Genomic DNA, 25,726 nt, shown 5'->3' on the forward strand with positions numbered 1-25,726 from the left:
GCACGCTTGCCGGGTCCGCGGCAACGGCCTTCGCGATGCAGCCAACCGGTTCCGGACGAGCTTGTCGGACGGAACCGGTCTCAATCAGGGCTCATTCGGCCGCCGGAATATGCGCGCTGTTACCGCGCCAGTCGGCGATGTTCTGCGGTGCCCGGACACTCTGCGTCAGCGAGTCGTACGGGTCCGAAACGGCGTATGGCTCTCCGTTGCCGAAAACGGCGAGGAAAAGGACGGTGCCGAGAACGAGTAGCAGAGATGCCAGCACCCCGTTCGATGACCCCGAGGCGAGGCTGCGGCCGCTGCGGGCCTGTTCTTGATACGTCATGGCTTGCTCCATTCACGAAGCGTGATCGCTTCGCAGATGAACATAATCATCCGATATCATCATTCAAACGAATGTTTGAGATAATCCACATCACAACTCGTGATGTGGATTATCTCGTGCCCCGCCGATCAACGACTTGCGATTGCCGCCACAGACCCGCCGAGGGCCACCGTTGTCGCAGTCAGGCCAATGATCTGCCGCCAAGCCTTGAACGGCGCCTCGGTAATGTACACCGTGTCCTCGTCACGAATGGTGAACTCCCGGGCCGCAAACATTCCCTCTGGCTCCGTGAGATTCATTACGTAGGCCATGCGCTGCGGGCCTGACACGGCAACACCGCCCAGCACCCTGCTCGCCACATCGGCTCGCTCGGAACGGAAGACGAAGATGCCGGTCGGATCGGCCGCATCCCCGTCGAGCCCTCCCGCCGCAGCAATCGCCTCGATGGCGCTCATGTTGGGCTTGGTGAAATTCACCCGCGCCTGCTGCTCGGTCGCCCCAAGCGCGGTAAAGGCTCGCCGATCCTGCTCGACGATGATCTTGTCGCCTCCACGCAGCGCAATATCATAAGCGGGCGTGTCATAGAGATCCTGGAGCCAGACCCGGCCGACCCGGCCATTGCGCTCGACCCGAATCTGAGCAATGTCGGGCTCGATACCTACCCCGCCGGCACGCGCAAGCATGGAAGAAAGCCGCCGCGTCGGAGCTTCGATCGGATAGACTCCCGCCGAAGCGACCGCGCCCAGGACGCTCACCGTCGAGCCATCACCTGCGATGCGGCGCACCTCGACCTGAGGATCCGGCGTCTGAGGCGCAAGACTGCGGGTGATCTCGGTGCGCAGCTGCTCCGGCGTTCGGCCGGCCGCCTCGATCTGGCCGACATACGGCATGAAGATATTGCCGGCCTGATCGACCTGAAGCTGATCGACAGCGGTGACCTTCTGGCCGACGCCAGCCAGCAGACCGGCATCCACATTTTCCCAGACCGCAACGGAGAGCGTATCCCCCGCCCGGATCACATCGGCGCCAAGCAAGCCCGCGCCTGTGAAATCCGAGCCGAAGCCGAGGGGTTCGGAATAGTGCGTCGCGGCTGCGACGGCCGGCGTCACGCTCACGATATGAAGACCAATCGCCGGATTGTCGCCACCTGAAAGAATTTCGCGCGTGGTCGGGCCGGAGCGCGGCAGCGTGCAACCCGCAACCATCGCGGCAATGACCAGCGCGCTAACAGCCTGCGCGGCTTTTCGGGGAAACTGCATCGATCGCCTCGTCCTGGACTGAGTGCCAGCGTTTTCAGGGAATCTAGTCGCTTTGGCTCTCGCACGCCAGCAACAAGGACGGCGGAAACGTGTCCGCTCTGCATCACCCGCCGGGAATCCGCCATCAAACCCCGCTCATCCCCGCGAGATGCGTCCGCCACAAACCGGCAAGCGCGCGCCGGTCGTCGATGGCCCAGAGGTCGGCAACCCCTTCAGGACGCGGACAGCCAGAAAGGCGAAGGCCTGCGCCTCCAGCATGTCGCCGTCGAGACCGACCGCCTCGACGGCATCGACGGGGGCATTTGTCGACTGACCGAGACGGGCCATCAATGAGCGGTTGAGCCGTCCGCCTCCGCAAACCAACCAACGATCAACTGGTCGCGGAAAGTGGCGCGCCGCCTCTGCCACACAGGCTGCCGTGAGCGCGGTCAGCGTGGCCGTGCCGTCTTCTGTCGAGAGATGCGCAACTCGCTCCAGGAAGCCATGAAAATCCTGCCGGTCGAGCGACTTCGGTGGCGACCGCATCAGAAACGGGTGCGTTGCCAGGTCGGACAGAACCGCTGCGTCGACCCGTCCTGTCGCCGCGATCTGGCCCTCCGCATCGTAGGCAAGCCCGAGCCGAAGCTTCAGGAAATCGTCGATGAGCGCATTACCGGGCCCAGTATCAAACGCGAGTAAAGCGCTCTGTGCCTCTGGCGCCGCAGCCGCCGGATCGACCCAGGTCACATTACCCACCCCGCCGAGATTGAGGAAGGCGATCGGACCGGCCGCCCCGATCCGGCGAGCGCAGGCAAAATGAAAGTAAGGGACGAGCGGGGCTCCCTCACCGCCACTTGCCACATCCGCACTGCGAAAATCCCAGACCACCCTCAGCCCGGCCTCGCGCGCCAGCAGGTCGCCACGCCCAATCTGATGCGTCCCGCGCACAGCCGGGTCATGCGCGAGTGTCTGGCCGTGAAATCCGGCCACATCGAGCCCGTCAAAGCGCCGGATCGCGGCAGCGTGACGCGCGCGCACAAGGGCCTCGATACCATCAAGACCTCCATCACCGGGCCAGAGCCCAAGCCCGGCGCGCAATATGGCACGTTCATCCGCTTCATAGGGAATGAAGGACGACGGTCCAAAGTCGAGAATATCCACGCCATCGGTTTCGATCACCGCGGCATCGACTCCATCCATGGACGTTCCCGACATGAGCCCCAAGGCTCGCAGCGGGCGCTCAACCGGCATGGCGTCTCGCCCATGCCGCTGCATGCTGTCCGAGTGAGCTCCGGTCCATCGCCTGCTGCCCCTTTTTCTTTGCCCTGCCCGACGCTATAGAACGGCGCCGCGCCCAGTGAAAGAAGCGGGTGAAAGGACCAGCGTCATGACATACAAGCCGAAGAGCGACTTCCTGCACGTCCTGCAGGCGCGGGGCTATCTTCAGGATTGCACCGATCTTCAGGGCCTCGACGAGCAGCTGCTGAAGGGACCGGTTCCCGCCTATATCGGCTATGATGCAACGGCCCAGTCGCTCCATGTCGGGCACCTGCTCAACATCATGCTCCTGCGCTGGTTCCAGAAGACCGGGCACCAACCGATCACCCTGATGGGCGGCGGCACGACAAAGGTGGGCGACCCTTCCTTCCGCTCTGACGAACGCCCGCTGCTCAGCCCCGCGCAGATCGATGCGAACATCGCCACGATGCAGAGCGTTTTTGCGAAATACCTCGCCTACAGCGATGCGCCAGGCGGGGCCATGATGCGCAACAACGCCGAATGGCTCGACGAGCTTAACTATCTCGATTTCCTGCGCGACATCGGCCGCCATTTCTCGGTGAACCGAATGCTCTCCTTCGAGAGCGTGAAGTCGCGCCTCGATCGCGATCAGTCTCTGAGCTTCCTCGAGTTCAATTACATGATCCTACAGGCCTACGACTTTCTGGAGCTCAACCGCCGCTATGGCTGCCTGCTGCAGATGGGCGGCTCCGACCAGTGGGGCAACATCGTCAACGGTATCGATCTCACCCGCCGCGTCCTTGGGACAGAGATCTACGGCCTCACGACTCCGCTGCTCACAACTTCGGACGGCCGCAAGATGGGCAAGTCGCAGGGCGGTGCCGTCTGGCTTAATGCCGATCTTCTGACGCCCTATGCGTTCTGGCAGTTCTGGCGCAATACGACCGACGCGGATGTCGGCCGCTTCCTCAAGCTCTACACCGAGCTCCCGGTCGAGGAATGTGAGCGCATGGGGGCGCTCGGCGGCTCCGAGATCAATGCCGCAAAGATTACGCTCGCAAATGAGGTCACGACCCTCTGCCATGGCGCGGAAGCAGCAGCGGCCGCCGAGGCAACCGCCCGCGAGGTCTTCGAGCGCGGCGGAATGGGGGAAGATCTCCCCACGCTCAGCCTCGGTCAGGGGGATGTGCCAGAAGCAGGCATATCGATCGTGCAGCTCTTGGTGAAATCGGGGCTCGCAGGGTCCGGCAAGGAAGCCAAGCGCCTGATTGCAGAGGGCGGCGCCCGCCTCGATGATATGCCCGTCTCAGATGCCGGCCTATTCCTTGGCCTGGAGGATCTCACAGAGCCACGCAAGCTGTCAGCGGGTCGCAAACGGCACGCGCTCGTGCGGCTGGAAGTATAACAATTCCGGCTCGCGCCAGGGACGCGGTCGGCCTCACGCATTTTGCACCGATCAGAAAAACGACGCAGGCTCAGGCCGATCCGGCCTGAGCCAATGGCACTCAGGTCTTGAGTTTTTCCGCCGACGCGATGCGCGAGCGTGCCTCGGAAAGGCGGGCTTCTATCTCGTCGAGCCGGGCATGTGTGTCAGGCTCGTCCGGTGCGCCGTCCTCGTGAACGCCGTGCAGATCGTGCGACAGATCCTCAAGCAGCGCGCCGAGCCCGCCAGTCCAGTCATGCGCCTTGTGGTCCTCCAGACGCCGCCGGGCTTCTCCAATCTCGGCGCCAAGCTTCTCGACACGGTCGGACGGTTTCTGCCGTTGATCCACCATGGTTTCCTCCATTCCTCTCATGACCATGGCTTCGTCGAGAAACAAAACGATGGTCCGCTGCGCGGAGCAGCATCACCAGCCGCCCGACGGCACTGGCCGCTCCGCGCGCCATTCTGACTCTCCGCCAAGCAGAGATGCAACCCGCGATTCGGCCTTCCGGTTCCCGCTGCACGCCGTCCTCTGGCGGGGCGCTGACCAGAGCCCGCCCACGGGTTTTCTGCCCTGCTCCAGTCACCAGATGAGATGATCTGCCTTCCAAATAATCATTTCAATGAATTTGCCCAAAGAAAGTCACAATCGCGCCATCCGCCCCCTTTTCCCATGTCGCCTGCTGACTTCCGATAGTCCGGAACACTCAGCCGCGCCCGGCACATCGGGCGCAAGATCACAACACATGCATGGGACCGGATAATGGACGACGCAATCATCGACCCTTCGAAGACCGCCCCATCCCTCTACAACGAAGACTTGGCCCCGCTGAACCACAGCGAACGGAAGTGGGGCTGGTTCGAAATATTCAACGTCTGGTCGAACGACATCCAGAGCCTGTTCGGCTACACACTCGCCGCGACGCTCTTCATATCCTCCGGCCTTGGGGGATGGTGGGTTTTTGCTGCCATCGTACTCGCGGGCATCGTGGTCATGGCCCTCGTCAACCTGACTGGGCGGCCTTCCGTGAAATACGGGGTTCCCTATCCAGTCATGGCCCGCGCCGCCATGGGCGTCCGGGGCGCGAATTTCCCTGCCCTCGTGCGCGGTATCGTTGCAATCTTCTGGTACGGCGTGCAGACCTATTTCGCCTCGACCGCTGTTGCCATGGCGATCTATGCCATCTTCGGCGGCACCGAGAGCGGCACCTTCCTTGGCATGACCTTCGTCGACTGGTTTGCCTATACCCTCGTCTGCGGATTTCAGGTCTATCTCTTCATGCGCGGCATCACCTGGATCACCAAGTTCCTCAACTTCGCCGGTCCGTTCGTCTACGGCGTGATGATCGCGCTCGCCCTCTACATCTGGTTTACCGCCGGAAACGACCTCTTCACGCAACTCGGCGCGATCTTCACGCCGGCCGATGGGGAGGGTGGCGGCTTCATGGCGTTCATGGGCGTGCTCGGCACAATGATCGCTTACTTCTCCGCAGTCGTCTTGAACTATGGCGATTTCGCGCGCTTCGTTCGCAGCGACGGGCAGATGCGTTTCGGCAACTTCATGGGCCTGCCGGTCAGCCTTGCGTTCTTCTCGTTTCTGGCAATGTTCACCACAGCGGGAACCGTCGCAATCTTTGGTGAGACCCTGACCAATCCCGCCGATATCGTCGCCCGCGTCGACAACGTCTTTCTGACGCTCATCGCCGCGATTACCTTCTTCCTTGCGACCGTCGGCATCAATCTCGTGGCCAACTTCATTCCGCCCGCCTACGATCTCGCCAATCTGGCTCCCTCGAAAATCTCTGCAAAGACTGGCGGCCTCATCACCGCGGGTATCGCTTTCTTCATCGGAGCCTTCTGGGTTGCCTTCATCTCGTCGATCGGGATTGCGGCCTTCGTCGATACACTCGGCGCAGTGCTCGCGCCGCTCTACGGCATTCTCGTCGCCGACTACTATCTAGTGAAAAAGGGCAAGCTCAGCCTGCCGGACATGTTCACCACGGACCCGGCAGGCGCCTATCATTATGATGGCGGCTGGAACAAGCGTGCCCTGAGCGCCTTCGGCATCTCTGCGATCTTCTCGATTGCGACAGTCTGGGTTCCTGCATTCGGCGCGCTCACCGGCTTCGCCTGGCTCATCGGAGCGATCTTTGGCGGCGCACTCTATATCTTCCTCATGCCGAACACGGCACAGGCCGCGGAAGAGGCAGCCACTCCCGCCGAATGAAGAACACTCGAAAAATGCAAGAGGCCCGGAAGCCGCCTGGCATCCGGGCCTCTTCGTTGCAATCAAAAGCGCGCCCTACTGGCCGCCCTTCATGTAGACCTTCTTCATGACGTCAGGCTTGTCGGAGACCATGCCGTTCGAGCCGGAGCCGCGCTTGATCTCATCAACAACATCCTGCCCCGAGATCACCTTGCCCACGACCGTATACTGGCCGTTGAGAAAGGGGGCCTCGCTGAACATGATGAAAAACTGGCTGTTGGCGCTGTCCGGGTCCTGCGACCGCGCCATGCCCACGACGCCCTTCTCATAGGAAATATCCGAGAACTCCGACGGAAGATCCGGATAGGAGGATCCGCCCGTGCCTGCACGACCCTGATTGAAGGCATCGACCGTGCCATATTCCACGTCACCGGTCTGGGCCATGAAGCCCTCGATCACCCGGTGGAAAACGACACCGTCATAAGCCCCCTCACGCGCAAGCGTCTCGAGACGCTCGACATGAACGGGAGCAACATCCGGAAGAAGCTGGATCTCGATGGTGCCGTTCGCTTCTCCGGCGACCTCGATCACCATCACATCATTCGCATCCTGCGCCGCAGCCGAAAGACCGAGACCGAGTGCCAGTGCAATGCCGGTGAAGGCGGCGCGGATCATGCGCTGGCCTCGGCGTCCGCCGCGACACGAACCGAGATCATCCGGTCGGGGCTGGCTGGCGGCTCGCCGCGGGTGATCGCATCCACGTGCTCCATGCCGGAGATGACCCGGCCCCAGACGGTATATTGCCCGTTCAGGAAATGGCCATCCTTGAACATGATGAAGAACTGCGAGTTGCCGCTGTTCGGGTTCTGCGACCGCGCCATGCCGACCATGCCACGATCGAACGGGATCTTGGAGAACTCCGCCGGGAGATTCGGCAGTTCAGACCCGCCAGTTCCGGCGCGGCGAAGATTGAAGCCGTCTTCCATGTCTCCATTCGCGACATCGCCGGTCTGGGCCATGAAGCCCTCGATCACTCGATGAAACGCGACATTGTCGTACTCTCCGCCGCGCGCGAGCGTCTTGATCTGTTCGACATGCTTCGGCGCCACGTCGGTCAGCATTTCGATCACGACATCGCCGCCCTTGAGGGTGATGACGAGTGTGTTTTCCGGATCCTTGATCTCGGCCATGAAGGTCCTCCACAGTTTGTTCGCGGCGGACCCTAGTCCAGGTCGCGGGAAAGTGGAAACCGCTTTTCGCGGCGATCGCGACCTGCGGGCGAACCTTCGCGCGGAAAAAGGGGCATTCGCGCTTCAGCGCCGGCGGCTCTTGCCAAACTTGCCCTCGAGCGCGGGCACAACCCGTTCCGGAACGAAGGGCCGGACGTCGCCGCCGAGCCGGGAGATTTCCTTGACCAGCCGCGACGCGATTGCCTGATGGTTTGCATCCGCCATGAGAAAGACCGTCTCTATATCGTCATTGAGTGCCCGGTTCATCCCAACCATCTGGAACTCGTATTCGAAATCGGAAACGGCCCGCAGGCCCCGGATGATAACGCTTGCCTCGACATCCTGCGCACAGTGGATGAGCAGGTTCTCGAAGGGATGCGCGACGATCTCTGTTCCAGTCTCCGCCGCGACAGGCGCGCACTCACTTTCGACCATTGCCACGCGCTCGTCGAGCGTGAAGAGCGGCCCCTTGTCGCGGTTGATGGCAACGCCGATCACCAGCCTGTCTACCATGCGGCAGGCCCGGCGGATTATGTCCAGATGTCCGAGCGTCAAAGGGTCGAACGTGCCCGGATAAAGGCCGACGCGCATTCCAGCTCTCCTGATCTTGCTGTCTGTTGCCGAAAGACGAGTCGCTCGCGCCGGGCCCCGTCCCACCCCCGCGGGAAGCCTGTTCTACCAGCTGTTCGAGATCATGCCCGTCAGCGCCGAATTCTCCGACTCGATTTCGCTGATGCGCGCCTTGACCACGTCGCCGATGGAAATGAGGGCCACCATCTCCCCCTCTTCCATGACCGGCATGTGCCGGAAACGTCCCTCGGTCATCCGCTCCATTACGGATTCGGACGTATCGTCCAGCGCGCAATGCATGACCTTCGACGTCATCAGTGTCGAGACCGCCTGCTGCAGGCAGCCTGCTCCGGCAACGCCGATCGTCTTCACGATGTCACGCTCTGAGAGTATCCCCTCGAGAGTCTTTCCGTCCGAGCTCACCACAACGGCACCGATCCTGTTCTTCGAGAGGATTTCGGCTGCAACCATTACCGTGTCGCCAGGCTTCACGGTCAGGATCTGCTGGATGTTCTTGGACTCCACGATCTTGCGAACAATCATGAGTCACTTCCCCTGTCTCTAGCACGATTATTACCGAGTCTTTCAATCCGCATGCTAAGTGTCAAGCAGCCCGAACGGAATTTGCCCGGCAAACGTGCAGTTTGCCGTGACCACCCGGGAACAGGAAGCGCGCCGAAAGTGGCGCATCGGATCAAGGCAGTGTCAGATTCACCGGCGCCTCGACCCGTTCGTGCAGCGCGGCGCGCATCCAGTCCACGATCACTTCCGCCATGCGATTGATCCGCGCGACACGCGCGTCATCCTGGTGCCGGACGAGGAAGAATGCCCGTGTCAGGTGCACATCCTCAGGGAGAACCACCTGCAGGTCGGGATATTCGCGCGCAACGAAGTCCGGCAGGATGCACACACCTGCGCCCTTGAGGCACCAGCGCAACTGCACGATGAGACTGTTCGAAGTGAGCGCAGGCTCGGTGTCCTGGCCCAGCAAGGCAAAATAGTCGAGCTCCTTGTCAAAGATCATGTCCGAGATGTAGCCGATCCCGCGCACCTTGCGCAGATCATCGACCGATCTGATCGAGCCGACTGCCGCCACAAGTTCAGGCCGCGCGTAGAGGCTCAGCCGATAATCAGAGATCTTGCGCACGGTAAGCCGCCCTGCGGTCGGCGGCGAGACCGTGATCGCCAGATCGGCTTCACGCTTGGAAAGTGAAAACATCCGGGGCAAGGCAACGACCTGCACCTGCAACTCCGGATTGTCGCGCGACAGCGCCTCGCAGGCGTCGGTGAGCAGGTAGTTCGATACGCCATCGGGCGCACCGATTCGCACTGTCCCCGACAGCTTGTCGGAATGTCCGCCGATATCCTCCGTCACCATGGCCGCAAGCCCCTCCATCGCCTGCGCATGCGGAACCAGCGCATGCCCCGCCTCAGTCAGCGCATAGCCTTGCGGCGAACGGTCGAAGAGCTTGGCGCCGAGGGCCTGCTCCAGGCTCGTGACCCGCCGACCGACCGTCGCAGGATCAAGCCCGAGCACCCGGCCTGCATTCATGAGGCGGTTCTGGCGTGCGAGCGCGAGAAACACGCGCAGATCGTCCCATTTCATTCCGCCATTTTGCATGGTCTCCCCATAGCACAGGCCTGCTGCCATGCAAATTTGCAAAATGTCTTTGTGCATTTTTGGCCTGCAAAGGCGCGGCAGACCCGCTAGCGTGCCCTCCGAGAACAGACAGGCTGCCAAGAGGCAGGGAGGATTGCCATGGAAGAGCTGAGCCATTTCATTGACGGAAAGCGCGTCGCCGGAACCTCGGGCCGATTTGGCGAGGTCTACAATCCAGCGACCGGCGAGGTTCAGGCCCGCGTTCCCCTCGCCTCCGCCGCCGAGCTCGATGCGGCTGTCGCCAGCGCGAAGGAGGCACAGGTCTTCTGGGGGGCGCAGAACCCGCAACGCCGCGCGCGCGTGATGATGAAATTCGTCCAGCTTCTCCATCGAGACATGGAGAAGCTTGCCGAAGCGCTCTCCCGCGAGCACGGCAAAACGCTGCCAGACGCTCAAGGCGACGTGATCCGAGGCCTCGAGGTCGCCGAGTTCTGCATCGGCGCGCCGCATCTGCTGAAGGGCGAATTCACCGACGGCGCGGGCCCCGCAATAGACATGTATTCCATGCGCCAGCCGCTCGGTGTCGTTGCCGGCATCACACCCTTCAACTTCCCCGCGATGATCCCGATGTGGAAGATGTGCCCCGCACTCGTCTGCGGCAATGCCTTCATTCTAAAGCCGTCTGAGCGCGATCCTTCGGTCCCGCTCATGCTCGCCGAACTCATGCAGGAGGCCGGGCTTCCTGACGGCGTGCTCCAAGTCGTCAACGGCGACAAGGAAGCGGTGGACGCGATCATCCAGCACCCCGACATCGCCGGAATCGGCTTCGTCGGCTCCACGCCTATCGCGCAGTACATATACGGCCACGGCTGTATGGCCGGAAAGCGCGTCCAGTGCTTCGGCGGCGCGAAGAACCACATGATCATTATGCCCGACGCCGATCTCGACCAGGCTGTCGATGCACTGATCGGTGCGGGGTATGGTGCCGCGGGCGAACGCTGCATGGCGATTTCGGCTGCAGTTCCGGTGGGTGAGGCAACAGCAGATGCGCTCGTCGAGCGGCTGATCCCGCGTGTCGAATCTCTCAAGATTGGGCCCTATACCGCCGGAAACGATGTTGATTTCGGCCCCGTCGTCACCCGCGCCGCCCAAGAGCGCATTCTTGGCCTCGTCGACAGCGGCGTGGCCCAGGGCGCAGACCTCAAGGTCGATGGTCGCGGCTTCCGGATGCAGGGCTACGAGAACGGCTTCTTTGTCGGTGCCTGCCTCTTCGACAAGGTGACGCCAGAGATGGACATTTACAAACAGGAGATCTTCGGCCCGGTCCTTTCCGTTGTTCGCGCGAAGTCCTACAACGACGCGCTCGATCTCACGATGAAGAACCCCTACGGCAACGGCACCGCGATCTTCACCCGCGATGGCGACACGGCCCGCGACTTTGCCGCCAAGATCAATGTTGGCATGGTGGGGGTGAACGTGCCGATCCCGGTGCCTCTCGCCTATCACAGCTTCGGCGGCTGGAAGCTCTCGGCCTTCGGCGATCTCAACCAGCACGGGTCGGACGCCTTCAAGTTCTACACCCGCACCAAGACAGTGACCTCGCGCTGGCCTTCCGGCATCAAGGAAGGCGCCGAGTTCTCCATCCCGACCATGGGGTGAGCCCGACAAGGTGCCGGGACCTGCGGGTCCCGGCCCGCAGTATCCGGCGAAGACCGGAACAACCAGTCTCGGGGGAACTGGAACCATGGATTTTGCCCTTTCGGAAGATCAGCGCGCCATCTTCGACATGGCACGCGACTTCGGCCGCGACCGGATCGAGCCACTTGCCGCGGATTGGGAGGTTGCGGGCACCATCCCACGCGACGTTCTGACTGAAGCCGCCGCGCTTGGCCTTGGGGCGCTCTACGTCCCTGAGGACATGGGCGGCAGCGGCCTCTCCCGCCTTGACGCAGCCCTCGTGATCGAGGCGCTGTCCATGGCTTGCCCTTCTGTCGCGAGCTTCATCTCGATCCACAACATGTGCGCGGGAATGGTAGCCGCTTACGGTTCGGAGGAGATCCGTGCCCGCTATCTGCCCGGTCTCGCATCCATGGAAGCGGTCTGTTCCTACTGCCTCACCGAGCCCGGTTCAGGGTCGGATGCCGCGGCGCTCCGGACGAAGGCCGAACGCAGGGGCGACGAGATCGTGCTCAATGGCACCAAGGCCTTCATCTCGGGCGGCGGCTACTCCGATCTCTACCTCGCAATGGTGCGCACCGGATCCGAGGGCCCGAAGGGCATATCCGCCGTGCTGGTGGAAACCGGCACGCCCGGCCTCAGCTTCGGCGCGCAGGAGCGCAAGATGGGTTGGAAGGCGCAACCCACCGCCGCGGTCCAGTTCGACGGCTGCCGCATTCCGGCAACAAATCTCCTTGGCGAGGAAGGCAAGGGCTTTGCCTATGCCATGGCAGGACTCGATGGTGGGCGGCTCAATATTGCCGCCGCGGCTCTTGGCGGCGCGCAGGCGGCGCTTGACAAAGCGCTCGCCTATACCGGTGAGCGCACGGCCTTCGGCCAGCCCCTCGACCGCTTCCAAGCGCTCCAGTTCCGTCTCGCAGACATGGAGACCGAACTTCAGGCGGCCCGCATCTTTCTCTATCAGGCTGCCTGGAAATACGACACCTGCGCGCCTGATCACACCAAGGCCTGCGCCATGGCCAAGCGCTTCGTCACCGATACTGCCTTCCGGGTTGCCAATGATGCGCTCCAGCTTCTCGGCGGCTACGGCTATCTTGCCGACTATGGCATCGAGAAGATCGTCCGCGACCTGCGCGTGCATCAGATCCTGGAAGGCACCAATGAAATCATGCGGGTCATCACAGCCCGCGCCCTGCTTGCCGAGAGACCATGAACCACATTCACGCACGCATCGAAGGCCGAGCCGGCCGTATCACCCTCACCCGTCCCAAGGCACTGAATGCCCTCTCGCCGGAGATGAGCATCGCGATGGAAAAAGCACTCCTCGCCTGGGTCGATGACCCGGCGGTGGAACTCGTCCTCGTCGACGCCGAGGGCGACCGGGCCTTCTGCGCTGGCGGCGACATCGCCGAAATCTACCGCCGAGGCCAAGAGGGCGACTATGCCTTCGCCCGTGATTTCTGGCGGCAGGAATACCAGATGAACGCGCTCACCGGACAATACCCGAAGCCCTACGTCACGCTGGCACAGGGCTTCATCATGGGCGGCGGTGTCGGCATCTCCGGCCATGGCAGCCACCGTGTGCTCTGCGAAAGCTCCCGCGTCGCAATGCCCGAATGCATGATCGGTCTGATCCCGGACGTGGGCGGCACAGCAATTCTCGCCGAAGCCCCCGGGCATCTCGGCGAATACCTCGGGCTCACGGGCCACCGCATGGGTCCGGGGGAAGCGATCCATGCGGGCTTCGCCGATCACTACGTGCCGGCCGAGGCCTGGCCCGACCTCGCCGCTGCCCTTTCCGCGAGCGGCGACGTCGCCCGCATCGCCGATTTCGAGACCGAAGCTCCAGCTTCTTCCCTTGCCCCCCTGCAGGCAGAAATAGACGCGGCTTTCTCCGCCGCGAACCTCACCGAGATTGCGGCGCGGCTTGAAGGTTCGGATTGGGGGCGCGAAACGCTTGAAACCCTGCGCAAGCAATGCGCTCTCTCCATGGCGTGCACACTTGAGCTCATCCGCGCGGCCCGCCATGAGCCCGGCCTTGCAAAAGCGCTCGCTCGCGAATTCCGCTGTACCTGGCGCTGCGTAAGCGAGGGCGAGCTTCTCGAAGGCATCCGTGCCGCGGTGATCGACAAGGATCGCACCCCGCGCTGGACCCTCACAATGGCCGACGCACTCGATGCGAATGTCGCCTCCATGCTTGCAGAACTCGGCGCGGACGAACTGGTCCTACCCGAAGCCGAAAAAAACGCCTGACCCTAGGGAGAAACCGCCATGAAGATCGGATTCATCGGACTGGGCAACATGGGCGCACCCATGGCCCGAAACCTCGCCTCCGCCGGGCACGAGGTTGTGGGCTTCGACACGGCTGTTGTCGCTGTCGAAGGCGTCGAGATCGTCGCGAGCGCCGCCGAAGCCGCGGCTGGCCGCGATGCGGTTTTCACCATGCTGCCGAGCGGTTCGATCCTCCGCAGCGTCTATGAAGAGATCGTGCCGGCGGGCCGCCCCGGCGCCATCTTCGTCGACAGCTCGACGGTGGACGTGGAAAGCGCCCGCGCGGCTGCGGCGCGCGCCGAGGCCGCCGGGATCGGCGCACTCGATGCCCCGGTCTCGGGCGGCGTTGGCGGGGCCGCCGCGGGTACGCTTACCTTCATGGTGGGCGGTAGCGAAGAATCCTTCGCCATTGCGAAGCCACTCTTCGAGGTCATGGGCGCCAAGGCTGTGCTCTGCGGCGGCGCCGGTGCCGGTCAGACGGCGAAAATATGCAACAACATGATTCTCGGCACCACCATGGTTGCGGTTTGCGAGGGATTCGCGCTCGCCGCCAAACTTGGGCTCGATTCTGCCGCACTCTATGACGTCGTATCAACGTCATCCGGTCAGTGCTGGGCGGTAAATACCTACTGCCCGGTGCCGGGAGTAGGGCCTAAGTCTCCGGCAGACAACGATTATCACCCAGGTTTCGCCATCGAGCTCATGCTGAAGGACATGAATCTGAGCCAGGATGCCGCTGGCCTCGCCGATGCCTCCACTCCGCTCGCGGAACGGGCAACTGAACTCTATGGGCGCTACCTGAAAGATGGCGGGCAAGGCACAGACTTCTCAGGGATCTTTCCCTGGATCCAGGGGCGCAGCAACACCGCCGACTGACAGGCGCCCAGCTGCTGCTCACAGCCTTGTGATTTCCCCGTATTCCGCACCGCAACTAGATTGCCCGCAGAGGGTGACGTGCGAGTGTCGTGTATAGGGTGGGGGCGACAGCTCAACCGTAACCAGTAGGCGGCACCCTCGCCTTTTTCCATGCGGGTCCAAACCTGCAAAGCTCAGCGGCCCGCCCCGGAGTATGGGGCGGGCCGCTGGCGTTTCGGGAAGAGATATGGAAGGCCCGGGCGCGATCTCACGCGCCCGATGCCGAGTTCATTCCGCGAGATGCGGCCGTGCTGCGGTCGCGAGACGCTCTTCCGCCGCCGGGTCGATGCTGAGGTTCTCCTCATTTACGAGCCCTGCGTCCGGATCGTTGAAGACCGCGAGATCCAGCTTGCCCTCGCTCTTCGCAACGATCGCGGTGACGACGGCGTCGCCGGTGATGTTCACCGCGGTGCGGATCATGTCCATGAGCCGGTCGACACCGAGAATGATCGCGATCCCCTCGATCGGCAGCCCGACCTGGCTCAGCACCATGGTCAGCATGACAAGCCCGACGCCCGGCACACCTGCGGTCCCGATGGAGGCAAGCACCGCCATCGCGATCACCGTGATGTAGCCGCCGATCCCGAGATCGATACCGTAGACATTGGCGAGGAAAACCGTCGCCACGCCCTGCATGATCGCGGTGCCATCCATGTTGATCGTTGCACCGAACGGCACGGTGAAGGAGGCCACCGAGTTGTCGGCCCCCATACGCTCGTTCACGCAGCGCAAGGTCACCGGGATCGTCGCATTCGAGCTCGCCGTCGAGAAGGCGAAGAGCTGTGCAGGCCTGATCTTCTGCATGAAGGTGAACGGGCTGAGGCCGGAAGTCACCTTCAGGATCAGCATGAGCGTGATGAAGAGATGCAGGAAGAGTGCGCCCACCAGGGTCGTTACATAGGCGATCACCGGGATGAAGAGGTCGATCCCCTGCTCAGCGAAGGTCTTTGCGATCAGGCAGAACACGCCGTAAGGCGCGAAAGCCATGACGATCGCCACCACCTTCATCATCAGCTCGTTCATGTATTCGCAGGCTTCCGCAAAGCTCTTCGACGCATCCCCCAGCGTCAGAGCAGCGATCCCCACGACGATCGTGTAGAAGATGATCTGCAACATTTCGCCATTGGCGAAGGCAGAGATCGGGTTGGTCGGCACGATGTTGGCAAACACCTCCCATACCGTCGGCGCTTCGGCCGCGGTCACCCCGGAGGTGTCAATCCCCACCATGTCGAAGCCTTTGCCGGGCCCGATGATGATGGCCAGCGTAATCGCGACTGCGATCGCGACAGCGGTCGTAAAGAGATAGAGCCCGAAGGACTTGCCGCCCACGCGCCCCAGAAGTCTGATATCGCCGATCCCCATGACGCCACAGAGCAGCGAGAAGATGACGAGCGGGACCACGAGCATCTTCAATGCGTTGACGAACATCTTGCCGACCATCGCGAAGAGGCCGCCAACGATGTGATCATCGATGAATGCAGATCCCAGGTTGTTGAATATCACGCCGACGATGATACCGCCGACCATGCCGATCATCACTTTGGCTGTCAGGGACAGCTTGTGCCCTGACGCCCCGTGCGACACATCCGCCATAAAGCCCTCCTGTTTTTCGTTTGTCTTGTATCCGTTCCAGTCTTTGCCCGACCCGCCAAGACCCGCGCCCCTGCCGGGGAAAGGATGCGCGGCGCATCCGGGATGACTGAAGTGTGCCCGCAACATGGCCATTCAATCAAGTGCGCTGATGAATCAGCGACCAGCAAAGGGCATCTGCATAGAACCGCTTCAGTTGGAGTCCGCCACTTTTCCCCGCTGGATTCGGCGTTCAGCTCCAAGGCACGCCGTGATCCCGACGCGGCTCGCGTGGTGCGGGCAAAGTAACGGCGAACTCCACAGCTTGGCGATCGTATAGGCCGGATCTTCGGCATCCCGTTAAGTATTATGTCGTTCCGGCGTATTATTTATAACACTTTCATGACAGTTTTAGCACAAGGGATTTTCGGGCGGCGGCATGGCTGCCCGGCAGCATGGGGAAATTTCATTAATGCGCACGGTGAAGACTGCCGATCGGGTATTTCCGAAGCAACGCGACGTCGGACGTCCATTGGCCGGAAGCGGCAGTTTTCCTTTGTCATCGACAGGCTACGTACGGCTGATGCTCGGCATCATCGGCGTGCTCTTCGTTTGCAACTTTGCTGGCTCCGAGATCGCAGCGCATACGAACACCCAACCCCTGAAGGCCATCGCGGGCCTCGCAATGATGGATCACGAGACCAGCGTCCCGACGCTCTTCAACTATCTCCTGATCCTCATCAATGCGATGCTCCTCGGCGTGATCGCCAACCGCAGTTTCGCCGCGCAGGATCGCTGGCGCTGGCATTGGGTAATCCTATGCGCCATCTTCCTGCTGCTTTCCTACGACGAGGCGGCGCAGCTCCATGAGCGCCTCAGCAGCGTCGGGGCACATCTCGTGGAAGCCAAGGGGATCTTCCGTTTTGCCTGGATCGTACCGATGGGCGCCGCGGTCACCGTCTTCTCGCTCGGCTTCCTGAACTTCCTGCTGCACCGACCGCGACAGATCGCGGGTCTCATGATCGTCTCGGGTGCGATCTACGTGATGGGAGCCATGGGGATCGAGATGCTCGGCGGTCTCTATGTCTCGGCGCACGGCATGGCCGAAAGCCAGGGCAGCGTCCGGTTCGAACTGCTCTGCGGCGTGGAGGAAAGCCTCGAGATGCTCGGCATGGCGCTCTTCGGGTTCACGCTCCTCACGATCCTTGAACAGGGCACGCAGGACACCAGAAATCCGCCCCGCGCCTGATCCTGCTTCGCTCCCCCGGGCACGCCGCGAAAGGCGCGCACCGGGAGCGGCTACTCCGCCGCAACGCGGCGGGCGGCAAGGATCTCCTTGAGATAGTGTCCGGTATGGCTCGCTGAACAATCGGAGACGTCCTCCGGTGTGCCGGTGATGACAATCTCGCCGCCACCATCCCCGCCCTCAGGGCCGATGTCGATGATGTGGTCGGCCGTCTTGATGACATCGAGATTGTGCTCGATCACCACCACGGTATTGCCCTGCTCCACCAACTCGTGCAGCACCTCGAGGAGCTTGCGGGTGTCCTCGAAATGCAGCCCCGTCGTCGGTTCGTCGAGGATGTAGAGCGTCCGGCCCGTCGAGCGCCGCGCGAGCTCCTTCGAGAGCTTCACCCGCTGCGCCTCGCCGCCCGAAAGCGTCGTCGCTTGCTGGCCGACCTTGATATAGCCAAGACCCACCCGCATCAGCGTCGACATCTTGTCGCGGATCGAGGGCACTGCGGCGAAGAAACCCTCGGCATCCTCGACGGTCATGTCGAGAACATCCGCTATGCTCTTGCCCTTGAAGAGAATCTCCAGCGTCTCGCGATTGTAGCGTTTGCCACCACAGGTCTCGCAGGTGACATAGACATCCGGCAGGAAGTGCATCTCGATCTTGATGACGCCATCGCCCTGGCACGCTTCGCAGCGACCACCCTTCACGTTGAAGCTGAACCGCCCGGGCTTGTAGCCGCGGGCCTTCGCCTCCGGCAGCCCGGCGAACCAGTCCCGGATCGGTCCGAAGGCACCGGTGTAGGTCGCCGGGTTTGACCGGGGTGTGCGTCCGATCGGCGACTGGTCGATGTCGATGACCTTGTCGAGATGCTCGAGCCCCTCGATCGCCTCGCAGGGCGCCGGCGTCTGCCGCGCACCGTTGAGCCGCATGGACGCCGTCTTGAACAGCGTCTCGATCGTGAGCGTCGACTTGCCACCGCCCGAGACCCCGGTCACGCAAGTAAACGTCCCGAGCGGAAATGCCGCCGTGACGCCGCGGAGGTTGTTGCCCGTGGCATTCCGCACGACGACACTCTTGCCATTCCCCTCGCGTCGCAGATCCGGCACCGCGATCTCGCGGACCCCGGTGATATACTGCCCGGTGATCGAAGCGGGGTTGGCCGCGATTTCCTCGGGGGTGCCGTGCGCGATGATCGTGCCGCCATGTACGCCTGCGCCGGGCCCGATGTCGATCACATGATCGGCCTCGCGGATCGCCTCCTCGTCATGTTCGACGACGATCACCGTGTTGCCCTGATCCCTCAGGTTCTTGAGCGTCGTGAGCAGCCGACCGTTATCGCGCTGATGCAACCCGATCGAGGGCTCGTCGAGCACATACAACACGCCCGTGAGCCCCGACCCGATCTGGCTCGCGAGCCGGATCCGCTGGCTCTCGCCCCCCGAAAGCGTCCCGGCGTTGCGCGCCAGCGTGAGATAGTCGAGCCCGACATTGACGAGAAATCCGAGGCGCTCCCGGATCTCCTTGAGAATGGCCCGTGCGATCTCGTTCTTCTGCGCCGTCAGATGCTCCGGCACGGTCTCGGCCCAGTCCCGCGCCTCGCGGATCGACATCCGCACCACCTCGCCGACATGAAGCCCGGCAATCTTCACCGCCAGTGCCTCTGGCTTCAGGCGATAGCCGTCGCAGGTATGGCACGGCCGGTTGTTCTGGTAGCGCTCGAACTCCTCGCGCACCCAGTTCGAATCCGTTTCGCGATAGCGCCGCTCCATGTTGGGGATCACTCCCTCGAACGGCCGCTCGATCTCGTAGACCCGCCCCCCCTCGTCATAGCGGAAGAGGATCTTCTCGCCCTTCGATCCGTAGAGCAGCACGTCGCGGGCCTGCTCCGGCAGGTCGCGCCAGCGGGCCGACTTGTTGAAGCCGTAATGTCTCGCCAAAGCCTCGATCGTCTGCCGGTAATAGGGCGACTGCCCCTTCGACCAGGGCGCGATCGCCCCCTTCAGCACCGGCAGGCTCTCGTCGGGCACGATGAGGCGCGGATCGAAGAAAAGCTCGACCCCGAGCCCGTCGCAGTCCGGACAGGCGCCGAAGGGCGCGTTGAACGAAAAGAGTCGCGGCTCGATCTCCGGAATGGTGAAACCCGACACCGGACAGGCGAAATTCTCGGAAAACGTGATCCGCTGCGGCGGCTCTGCATTGCCCTCCTCGTCGGGGGTGGGCGCGGTCTCGAGAATTGCGATCCCGTCCGCGAGATCGAGCGCTGTCCGCAGACTGTCTGCAAGCCGTGTCTGCAACCCGTCGCGCACCACCAGACGGTCCACCACCACGTCGATATTTTGCCGGAACTTCTTGTCGAGCACCGGCGGCTCATCGAGCTCGTGGAAGGTGCCATTCACCTTCACCCTCTGGAAACCTTGCTTGCGAAGTTCCTGAAATTCCTTGCGGTATTCCCCCTTCCGGTCGCGCACGATCGGCGCGAGAAGATAGGCCCGCGTCCCCTCCGGCAGCGCCATGGTGATGTCCACCATCTGGCTCACCTGCTGAGCCTCGATCGGCAGCCCGGTCGCCGGACTGTAAGGCGTGCCGGCCCGCGCGAAGAGCAGCCGAAGATAGTCGTAGATCTCTGTCACCGTGCCCACGGTCGAGCGCGGGTTGCGGCTCGTGGTCTTCTGCTCGATGGAGATCGCCGGCGACAGGCCGGAGATGTGATCCACATCCGGCTTCTGCATCATGTCGAGGAACTGCCGCGCATAGGCCGATAGGCTCTCGACATAGCGCCGCTGGCCCTCGGCATAGATCGTGTCGAAGGCAAGCGAGGACTTCCCCGAACCCGAGAGCCCGGTGATGACCACGAGCCGGTCGCGTGGAATATCCACATCAACCGATTTCAGATTGTGTTCGCGTGCGCCGCGGATCTCGATGAATTTCTGCTCAGCCATGCCTCGCTCCCGCCGATCCATCCTAGATAGCGTTCATGTCCGGAGATGCGAGTCCCACTTTGAGAACAAAACGGGACCATACACAACCGCAAATACGCACCCATGGTCATGTCTTCGCCAGAGCTCGGCGGCGCATTGCTCTCAGACCTCTTGGCGGTACCGCACAAAAGCGCCTACACTCGTGTTCCGCAGTCCACTGCCACCCCGGCAGCGGCGCAACCCCCGAGGCCCGCCATGCGCAAAGTCCTCCGTTTCCTCGCAGCCGCAGGCCTTCTGGCCATAGGTGTGAGCCCAGCCCTTGCCCAGGATGATGGCTCGACGGCCAAGCTCGCTAAGGATCTCGCCAATCCGGTCGCGAATCTCATAAGCGTGCCGCTGCAGTATAACTACAACTCCGGCATCGGGCCGGACGACGGCCATCAGAGCTACATCAACATCCAGCCGGTCATCCCCTTCTCGATTGCACCGAACTGGAACATCATATCGCGCACCATCCTTCCCGTGGTCTGGCAGGACGACGTCGTCCCGGGCGCAGGGTCACAATCGGGCCTTGGCAACACCTTGCAGAGCTTCTTTCTTTCGCCGAAAGACCCCGGACCCGGCGGCCTGATCTGGGGCGTGGGTCCGGTGATCCAGATCCCGACCGCCACCGACGGCATTGCCCGCAACCAGTGGGGCCTTGGTCCCACCGGCGTGGCGCTGGTCCAGCGGGGGCCCGTGACCATGGGGCTGCTTGCCAACCACGTGTGGTCGGTCACCAACAACAACGGTGACAACAACATGTCCAACAGCTACCTGCAGCCGTTCGTGGTCTATACCACGCCGAAGGCCACGTCCTTCGGCATCAATACCGAATCGACCTACAACTGGGAGAGCGAGGAGTGGTCGGTGCCGATCAACGCCTTCGTCGGTCAGGTCGTGAAGGTCGGCGGTGTTCCGGTTCAGTTCAACGGCGGGATCCGCTACTGGGCCGAATCGCCCGAAGGCGGCCCGCAGGACTGGGGTGCACGCTTCCAGATGACGGTCATGCTGCCGCGCTGAGCAGCCTGTGCACGAGGCCGGTCACACGCCGGCCTCAGCGTCAGCGCCCGAGGATATTCTTCACGTAGGCCTGCGTCTCGGCAAACGGCGGCACGTCGCGATAGCGCTCCACCGCGCCCGGCCCGGCATTGTAGGCCGCCAGCGCCAACCGCCAGTCGCCGAACTTCCGGTATTGCTGGCTGAGATAGCGGGCACCACCCTCGAGATTCTCGGTCGGGTCATGCGGATTGACGCCCAGAAGCCGCGCCGTCTCGGGCATGAGCTGGGCAAGTCCGATGGCACCCTTGCTCGATTTTGCCGTCGGATGGAAGTTTGATTCCCGCCGCACGAGCCGCAGGAACAGATCTTCCGGAACGTTGTGCCGGCGGGCCGCCGCACGCGCCATGTCCTGATAGACTCCCGCTGCGCCGGCATAGGCCGGAATGCTGCCGATGTCGGTGCCCGAACCGCCGGAGGGCCGCCGCAACTGCCCCTTCAGCGCACCCGGCACGGGCGGCCGGATGAGATCGCGGTATTCGGATGTCACGTTGGAGCGGCGGCTCAGCACGCTGCTCAGGCTTCCTTCGGCCAAGACCGGCCCGCCCACGAGCAGCGAGCCCGCCGCGACGATCAGCGCAAACCTCATGTCCCTTCCCGTATTTCTGCCACCGGGCTTACGTCACCGCCCCGGCGTAAATCCCCGGGTTCGCGGCTCCTCGTTTCAAAAATCACAGCCGGGCGCAGCTTTCAACTTGTTCTTTGGCCGCGCATGGCCCTAAAACCGCCGGAATCCCGCCGGAACTGCACCACCTTGGGTTGTGTAGTTCCGGCACAGGCAACGACATTTCGAGCAGACGGGAGGCTCAGCATGGCGGGCAGCGTCAACAAGGTGATCCTGGTCGGCAATCTCGGTCGCGATCCCGAGACGCGGACTTTTCCGAGCGGCGGCAAGGTTGTGAACCTCCGCATCGCCACCTCAGAGAAGTGGCGCGACCGCAACTCGGGCGAAAGCCGCGAGCGCACCGAATGGCATTCGGTCGCAATCTACAACGAGAACCTCGGCCGCATCGCCGAGCAGTATCTGCGCAAGGGCTCCAAGGTCTATCTCGAGGGCCAGCTCGAGACCCGCAAGTGGCAGGACCAGAACGGCCAGGACCGCTACACCACCGAGATCGCGCTCCGCCCCTATCGCGGCGAGCTCACCCTTCTCGACGGCCGCGGCGAAGGTGGCGGGAGCGGCGGCGGCGGCGGATATGACCGCGGCGAAGGCGGCGGCTACGGCGGTGGCGGTGGGGGCAGCTACGGCGGCGGCCGCGGCGGGGCTGCCGGCGGCGGGGCCGCCGATCTCGACGATGAAATCCCGTTCTGAACCATTCAGGTTCCGGCGCCGGGCCTATTGCAGGCCCGGCTCGTCCAACAACCCGCCGCCGCAACCGAGCGGCACCGGGTCGGCCGCCAGGATCAGATCCCGGAGCGGCGTCTCCGGCCCGATCACGCCGCGGAGCGCGATTCGCAACTCTCCGATCAGCGTGCGCCGGCCATCCTCAACGCAATCGACGGTAACCCGCGCTCCCGCGCCCCGGCCGAAGGCATCCTCGAACGCCGCGCGAATATCGCTGCTCCGGACGTAACCCCCGGTTTGCTCGGCGAAGAACCGTCCAACGCCCGAGGCGTTGACCTCTTTCAGCAGCTGCAACATGTCGTCGAAATAGCCGTCCGCACCGCCCGAGTCGCCAAAGCAGGTGCCGTGCTTCACCCACTCGTGCCGGTCGAGCCCGCTCGCCGCGCCCGGCATCGCCACATCCAGCGCCCGGCGCGTCTGCAGGTCGACCTCGACCGGCGGTAGCGTATCCCAGTCGCCCGCCTCGTCGAGGCCCACAAGCGCGTCCGGAACCGCGCAATAGGCCGTCTGTCGGGGCTGCGGCCAGAGCCCGTGCAGCGAGAACCGCCCCGCGGCACCGCGCAGCCCGCCGCGGTTCAGCTCCCGGCATTCCGCCCGGCCCGGCCGCGTTTCGCAAAACGCCGGCTGCCAGCTCAGCACCAGCAGGTTCTCGGAGGACTCCTCCGTCTCCGCCAAAGCCGGCACGGCATCCATCCGCTCCGAAAGCCGCCCGCAATCAAGCGAGACCCAGCGCGCCTCACTCCGCGCCGCCCCCGGCACCCGGACCTGCACCCATTCCCCGCCCGGAGCGTTGATCTGCAGAGCCTCATAGCTCCGGCCGGGTTCAAGCCGCACATCGCCCGGATTGCTGCCGCTGTTCTTCGAAAGATACGCCACGCAGCCCGCCTCGGCGAAAAAGACGCCCCCGACCGGCTCCGCGGCCCGGACGCCCCCCGCCATCAACGCCATCGCCAGCATCACGTATTTCATTCCGGCTCCCCCTTCGGCCGCTTCACCGTTCCGGGACAGAGCCCCTGTCGCGATCCGTGCGCTTGCAGTATCGTCGGCAAAAAACCGCCGCCGCGCGGACCGACGGGAGAACATCACACCATGCCGCGATGCGCCAGACTCATCGTCCTCCTCACCGCGGTCGCAGCGCCTGCGATGGCGGCCCCCCCTCTGCCGGCCCCGGTCACGGAGGATGATTATCGCCCCGTCCGCCTCGAGCTCGTCGAGCTCGGCCGCGACCTGTTCTTCGACAAGATCCTGAGCGGCAATCGCAACATTGCCTGTTCCACGTGCCACCACCCCTCCCTCGCCACGTCCGACGGCGTGTCGCTCGATCTCGGCGAGGGCGCGGAGGGCCTTGGCCCCGATCGGCATCTCATGGAGGAAAACCGCCCCGAGCAGTTCATCCCCCGCAACGCGCCTGCCCTCTTCAATCTTGGCGCGCGCCAATTCACCCACATGTTCCTCGATGGTCGCCTCGAGGAAGACCCCGAGCGGCCCTCGGGCCTGCGCACGCCGCTCGAGGACGAGATGGTGATGGGCTTCGACAGCGCGCTGGCAGCGCAAACGATGTTTCCGGTGCTCTCTCAGGACGAGATGGCAGGCCATTACGGTGAGAACGACATCGCCAAGGCCGCGCGCCAGGGCCTCATCACCGGCTCGGGCGGGGCCTGGGATCTGCTTGCGGGTCGCGTGTCCGCAATTCCGGCCTACCAGACGCGTTTTGCCGCCGCGATTCCGGAAATTGCTTCAGGGCGGCCGCTCGCCTTTACCGACATATCCAATGCGCTCGCCGCCTTCATGGAGGCCGAATTCCGCGCCGATGACAGCCCCTTCGACCGTCATCTGCGTGGAGAGGCCGAACTTACCGGCCAGGCGCGCGCCGGGCTCGAACTCTTCTACGGCAAGGCCGGCTGCGCCACCTGTCACTCCGGCCCGTTCCAGACCGACCAGCAGTTCCACGCCGTCGCCATGCCGCAGCTCGGGCCGGGCAAGGCCGCGCGGTTCGAGCGCCATCAGAAGGACACCGGCCGTGCCCGCGTCACCGGGCAGGACGCCGACCTCTATCGTTTTCGCACCCCGAGCCTCCGCAATGTGGCGGAGACCGCGCCCTACGGACACGCAGGCGCTTACGCCGACCTTCGCGACACCGTCCGCCACATGGCTGACCCCGCCACCGCCCTCGCCGCCTATGATCCAGCCATGGCGCGCCTTCCTGCCTTCGAGGCGGCAAGACCCACCTGGGCTGTCCTGGAGGATTCCGACGAGATGGCGCGCATCACTGCTGCAAACGAAGTGCGCCCGGTGTCCCTGAGCGAGACGGAAATCGGCCAGATCGTCGCCTTTCTGGAAAGCCTCACGGACGCGAGCAGCCTCGCCGGCCGCCTCGGCATCCCGGAGACCGTTCCGAGCGACCTTCCCGTCGACCGATTGCCCGATCCGGCGGCTGCCCGATGACCAGCCCTGATCTCTCCCGTTTCGTCGCGGCGCAGGACCAGGTCTGGGACAGCGTGACCGCCGAGCTGCGCGCCGGAGCCAAGGCCAGCCACTGGATGTGGTTCGTCTTTCCCCAGATTGCAGGCCTCGGCCGGAGTGCGATGGCCGAGCGCTTTGCACTCACCTCTCTCGAGGAGGCCCGCGCCTACCTCGCTCATCCGGTGCTCGGCCTTCGGCTGCGCGAAGCCGTCGGGCTTCTGCTACCCCATCGTGGCACCCCGCCCGAGCGCATCCTCGGCAGCATCGATGCGGTGAAGCTCCGCTCCTGCCTGACCCTCTTCTCCGCCGCCGCACCGGACGATCCGCTTTTCGCCGAGGCACTCGAGGCGTTCTATGGTGGCGAACCCGACGCCCGAACGCTGAGCCTCCTCTCCCGCTGATC

General features: G+C 63.5%; 24 protein-coding genes. 11 read left to right on the forward strand and 13 right to left on the reverse strand.

Annotated elements, in window-relative coordinates; genetic code table 11:
* Positions 1-91: 91 nt before the first annotated feature.
* The 3 genes from ACF66B_RS03000 to ACF66B_RS03010 all read right to left on the reverse strand — a co-directional run bounded on the left by ACF66B_RS03000 (position 92) and on the right by ACF66B_RS03010 (position 2,814).
* On the reverse strand, positions 92-325 hold the full coding sequence (locus tag ACF66B_RS03000; protein WP_162683133.1) for a hypothetical protein: 234 nt from the start codon (positions 323-325) through the stop codon (positions 92-94).
* Positions 326-453: 128 nt separating this feature from the next.
* Positions 454-1,584: a polysaccharide biosynthesis/export family protein gene (locus tag ACF66B_RS03005; RefSeq protein WP_111428318.1), complete on the reverse strand. Its 1,131-nt coding sequence runs from the start codon at positions 1,582-1,584 to the stop codon at positions 454-456.
* 135 nt (positions 1,585-1,719) lie between these two features.
* Positions 1,720-2,814 (reverse strand): anhydro-N-acetylmuramic acid kinase, encoded by a 1,095-nt coding sequence (locus tag ACF66B_RS03010; RefSeq protein WP_111428317.1) that lies wholly within the window; start codon positions 2,812-2,814, stop codon positions 1,720-1,722.
* Between the two features lie 136 nt (positions 2,815-2,950).
* Between ACF66B_RS03010 and tyrS the strand changes: the two genes are divergently transcribed.
* On the forward strand, positions 2,951-4,207 hold the full coding sequence (gene tyrS / locus ACF66B_RS03015; protein WP_111428316.1) for a tyrosine--tRNA ligase: 1,257 nt from the start codon (positions 2,951-2,953) through the stop codon (positions 4,205-4,207).
* A 100-nt stretch (positions 4,208-4,307) separates the two neighbouring features.
* Here the strand turns inward: tyrS and ACF66B_RS03020 are convergent, their stop codons facing one another.
* Positions 4,308-4,622 (reverse strand): hypothetical protein, encoded by a 315-nt coding sequence (locus ACF66B_RS03020; RefSeq protein WP_162683132.1) that lies wholly within the window; start codon positions 4,620-4,622, stop codon positions 4,308-4,310.
* Between the two features lie 366 nt (positions 4,623-4,988).
* Here ACF66B_RS03020 and ACF66B_RS03025 point away from each other — a divergent pair, with 366 nt between their 5' ends.
* Entirely contained in the window at positions 4,989-6,452 is a 1,464-nt protein-coding gene (locus ACF66B_RS03025) for an NCS1 family nucleobase:cation symporter-1 (RefSeq protein WP_111428314.1), read from the forward strand.
* 75 nt (positions 6,453-6,527) lie between these two features.
* Here ACF66B_RS03025 and ACF66B_RS03030 read toward each other — a convergent pair whose 3' ends face one another.
* From ACF66B_RS03030 to ACF66B_RS03050, 5 genes are all read right to left on the reverse strand, one after another.
* Positions 6,528-7,106 (reverse strand): peptidylprolyl isomerase, encoded by a 579-nt coding sequence (locus ACF66B_RS03030; protein ID WP_111428313.1) that lies wholly within the window; start codon positions 7,104-7,106, stop codon positions 6,528-6,530.
* Positions 7,103-7,621, reverse strand: coding sequence for a peptidylprolyl isomerase (locus ACF66B_RS03035; protein ID WP_111428312.1), 519 nt, complete (start codon positions 7,619-7,621; stop codon positions 7,103-7,105). Before ACF66B_RS03035 ends, ACF66B_RS03030 begins: the two co-directional genes overlap by 4 nt.
* A 123-nt stretch (positions 7,622-7,744) precedes the next feature.
* Complete coding sequence (gene coaD, locus ACF66B_RS03040) at positions 7,745-8,251, reverse strand: pantetheine-phosphate adenylyltransferase (RefSeq protein ID WP_111428311.1); 507 nt, start codon at positions 8,249-8,251, stop codon at positions 7,745-7,747.
* Positions 8,252-8,335: 84 nt separating this feature from the next.
* Positions 8,336-8,773, reverse strand: coding sequence for a CBS domain-containing protein (locus tag ACF66B_RS03045; RefSeq protein ID WP_111428310.1), 438 nt, complete (start codon positions 8,771-8,773; stop codon positions 8,336-8,338).
* Positions 8,774-8,924: 151 nt separating this feature from the next.
* Complete coding sequence (locus ACF66B_RS03050; protein WP_111428309.1) at positions 8,925-9,836, reverse strand: LysR family transcriptional regulator; 912 nt, start codon at positions 9,834-9,836, stop codon at positions 8,925-8,927.
* Positions 9,837-9,989: 153 nt separating this feature from the next.
* Between ACF66B_RS03050 and ACF66B_RS03055 the strand changes: the two genes are divergently transcribed.
* From ACF66B_RS03055 to mmsB, 4 genes are all read left to right on the forward strand, one after another.
* Positions 9,990-11,489: a CoA-acylating methylmalonate-semialdehyde dehydrogenase gene (locus ACF66B_RS03055; protein ID WP_111428308.1), complete on the forward strand. Its 1,500-nt coding sequence runs from the start codon at positions 9,990-9,992 to the stop codon at positions 11,487-11,489.
* 85 nt (positions 11,490-11,574) lie between these two features.
* On the forward strand, positions 11,575-12,720 hold the full coding sequence (locus ACF66B_RS03060) for an acyl-CoA dehydrogenase family protein (RefSeq protein WP_111428307.1): 1,146 nt from the start codon (positions 11,575-11,577) through the stop codon (positions 12,718-12,720).
* On the forward strand, positions 12,717-13,760 hold the full coding sequence (locus ACF66B_RS03065) for a 3-hydroxyisobutyryl-CoA hydrolase (RefSeq protein ID WP_111428306.1): 1,044 nt from the start codon (positions 12,717-12,719) through the stop codon (positions 13,758-13,760). The genes ACF66B_RS03060 and ACF66B_RS03065 overlap by 4 nt, the downstream gene beginning before the upstream one ends.
* Before the next feature lie 18 nt (positions 13,761-13,778).
* Positions 13,779-14,654, forward strand: a complete 876-nt coding sequence (gene mmsB, locus ACF66B_RS03070) for a 3-hydroxyisobutyrate dehydrogenase (protein ID WP_111428305.1) — start codon at positions 13,779-13,781, stop codon at positions 14,652-14,654.
* A gap of 267 nt (positions 14,655-14,921) precedes the next feature.
* Here mmsB and ACF66B_RS03075 read toward each other — a convergent pair whose 3' ends face one another.
* Positions 14,922-16,286 (reverse strand): dicarboxylate/amino acid:cation symporter, encoded by a 1,365-nt coding sequence (locus tag ACF66B_RS03075; protein WP_111428304.1) that lies wholly within the window; start codon positions 16,284-16,286, stop codon positions 14,922-14,924.
* Between the two features lie 559 nt (positions 16,287-16,845).
* Between ACF66B_RS03075 and ACF66B_RS03080 the strand changes: the two genes are divergently transcribed.
* Complete coding sequence (locus tag ACF66B_RS03080) at positions 16,846-17,511, forward strand: hypothetical protein (protein ID WP_111428303.1); 666 nt, start codon at positions 16,846-16,848, stop codon at positions 17,509-17,511.
* Positions 17,512-17,561: 50 nt separating this feature from the next.
* On the opposite strand, the gene uvrA is transcribed toward ACF66B_RS03080, so the two are convergent.
* Positions 17,562-20,438, reverse strand: a complete 2,877-nt coding sequence (gene uvrA, locus ACF66B_RS03085; protein ID WP_111428302.1) for an excinuclease ABC subunit UvrA — start codon at positions 20,436-20,438, stop codon at positions 17,562-17,564.
* 234 nt (positions 20,439-20,672) lie between these two features.
* Here uvrA and ACF66B_RS03090 point away from each other — a divergent pair, with 234 nt between their 5' ends.
* Positions 20,673-21,479 carry a transporter gene (locus ACF66B_RS03090; protein WP_111428301.1) on the forward strand — a complete coding sequence of 269 codons (807 nt, stop codon included), beginning with the start codon at positions 20,673-20,675 and terminating at the stop codon, positions 21,477-21,479.
* Between the two features lie 40 nt (positions 21,480-21,519).
* Here the strand turns inward: ACF66B_RS03090 and ACF66B_RS03095 are convergent, their stop codons facing one another.
* Positions 21,520-22,104, reverse strand: a complete 585-nt coding sequence (locus ACF66B_RS03095; RefSeq protein ID WP_111428300.1) for a lytic transglycosylase domain-containing protein — start codon at positions 22,102-22,104, stop codon at positions 21,520-21,522.
* Between the two features lie 222 nt (positions 22,105-22,326).
* On the opposite strand from ACF66B_RS03095, the gene ssb reads away from it, so the two are divergent.
* Positions 22,327-22,827: a single-stranded DNA-binding protein gene (gene ssb / locus ACF66B_RS03100; RefSeq protein WP_111428299.1), complete on the forward strand. Its 501-nt coding sequence runs from the start codon at positions 22,327-22,329 to the stop codon at positions 22,825-22,827.
* A 24-nt stretch (positions 22,828-22,851) separates the two neighbouring features.
* Here the strand turns inward: ssb and ACF66B_RS03105 are convergent, their stop codons facing one another.
* A complete protein-coding gene (locus ACF66B_RS03105) occupies positions 22,852-23,829 on the reverse strand; it encodes a ribonuclease T (RefSeq protein ID WP_162683131.1) in 978 nt (325 codons plus the stop codon).
* 120 nt (positions 23,830-23,949) lie between these two features.
* Between ACF66B_RS03105 and ACF66B_RS03110 the strand changes: the two genes are divergently transcribed.
* Together ACF66B_RS03110 and ACF66B_RS03115 are read left to right on the forward strand one after the other, a co-directional pair.
* Positions 23,950-25,305 (forward strand): cytochrome c peroxidase, encoded by a 1,356-nt coding sequence (locus tag ACF66B_RS03110; protein ID WP_111428297.1) that lies wholly within the window; start codon positions 23,950-23,952, stop codon positions 25,303-25,305.
* On the forward strand, positions 25,302-25,724 hold the full coding sequence (locus tag ACF66B_RS03115) for a DUF1810 domain-containing protein (RefSeq protein WP_111428296.1): 423 nt from the start codon (positions 25,302-25,304) through the stop codon (positions 25,722-25,724). Before ACF66B_RS03110 ends, ACF66B_RS03115 begins: the two co-directional genes overlap by 4 nt.
* Positions 25,725-25,726 lie beyond the last annotated feature (2 nt).

The organism is Amaricoccus sp. B4, assembly GCF_043226085.1.
Classification (GTDB): domain Bacteria; phylum Pseudomonadota; class Alphaproteobacteria; order Rhodobacterales; family Rhodobacteraceae; genus Amaricoccus.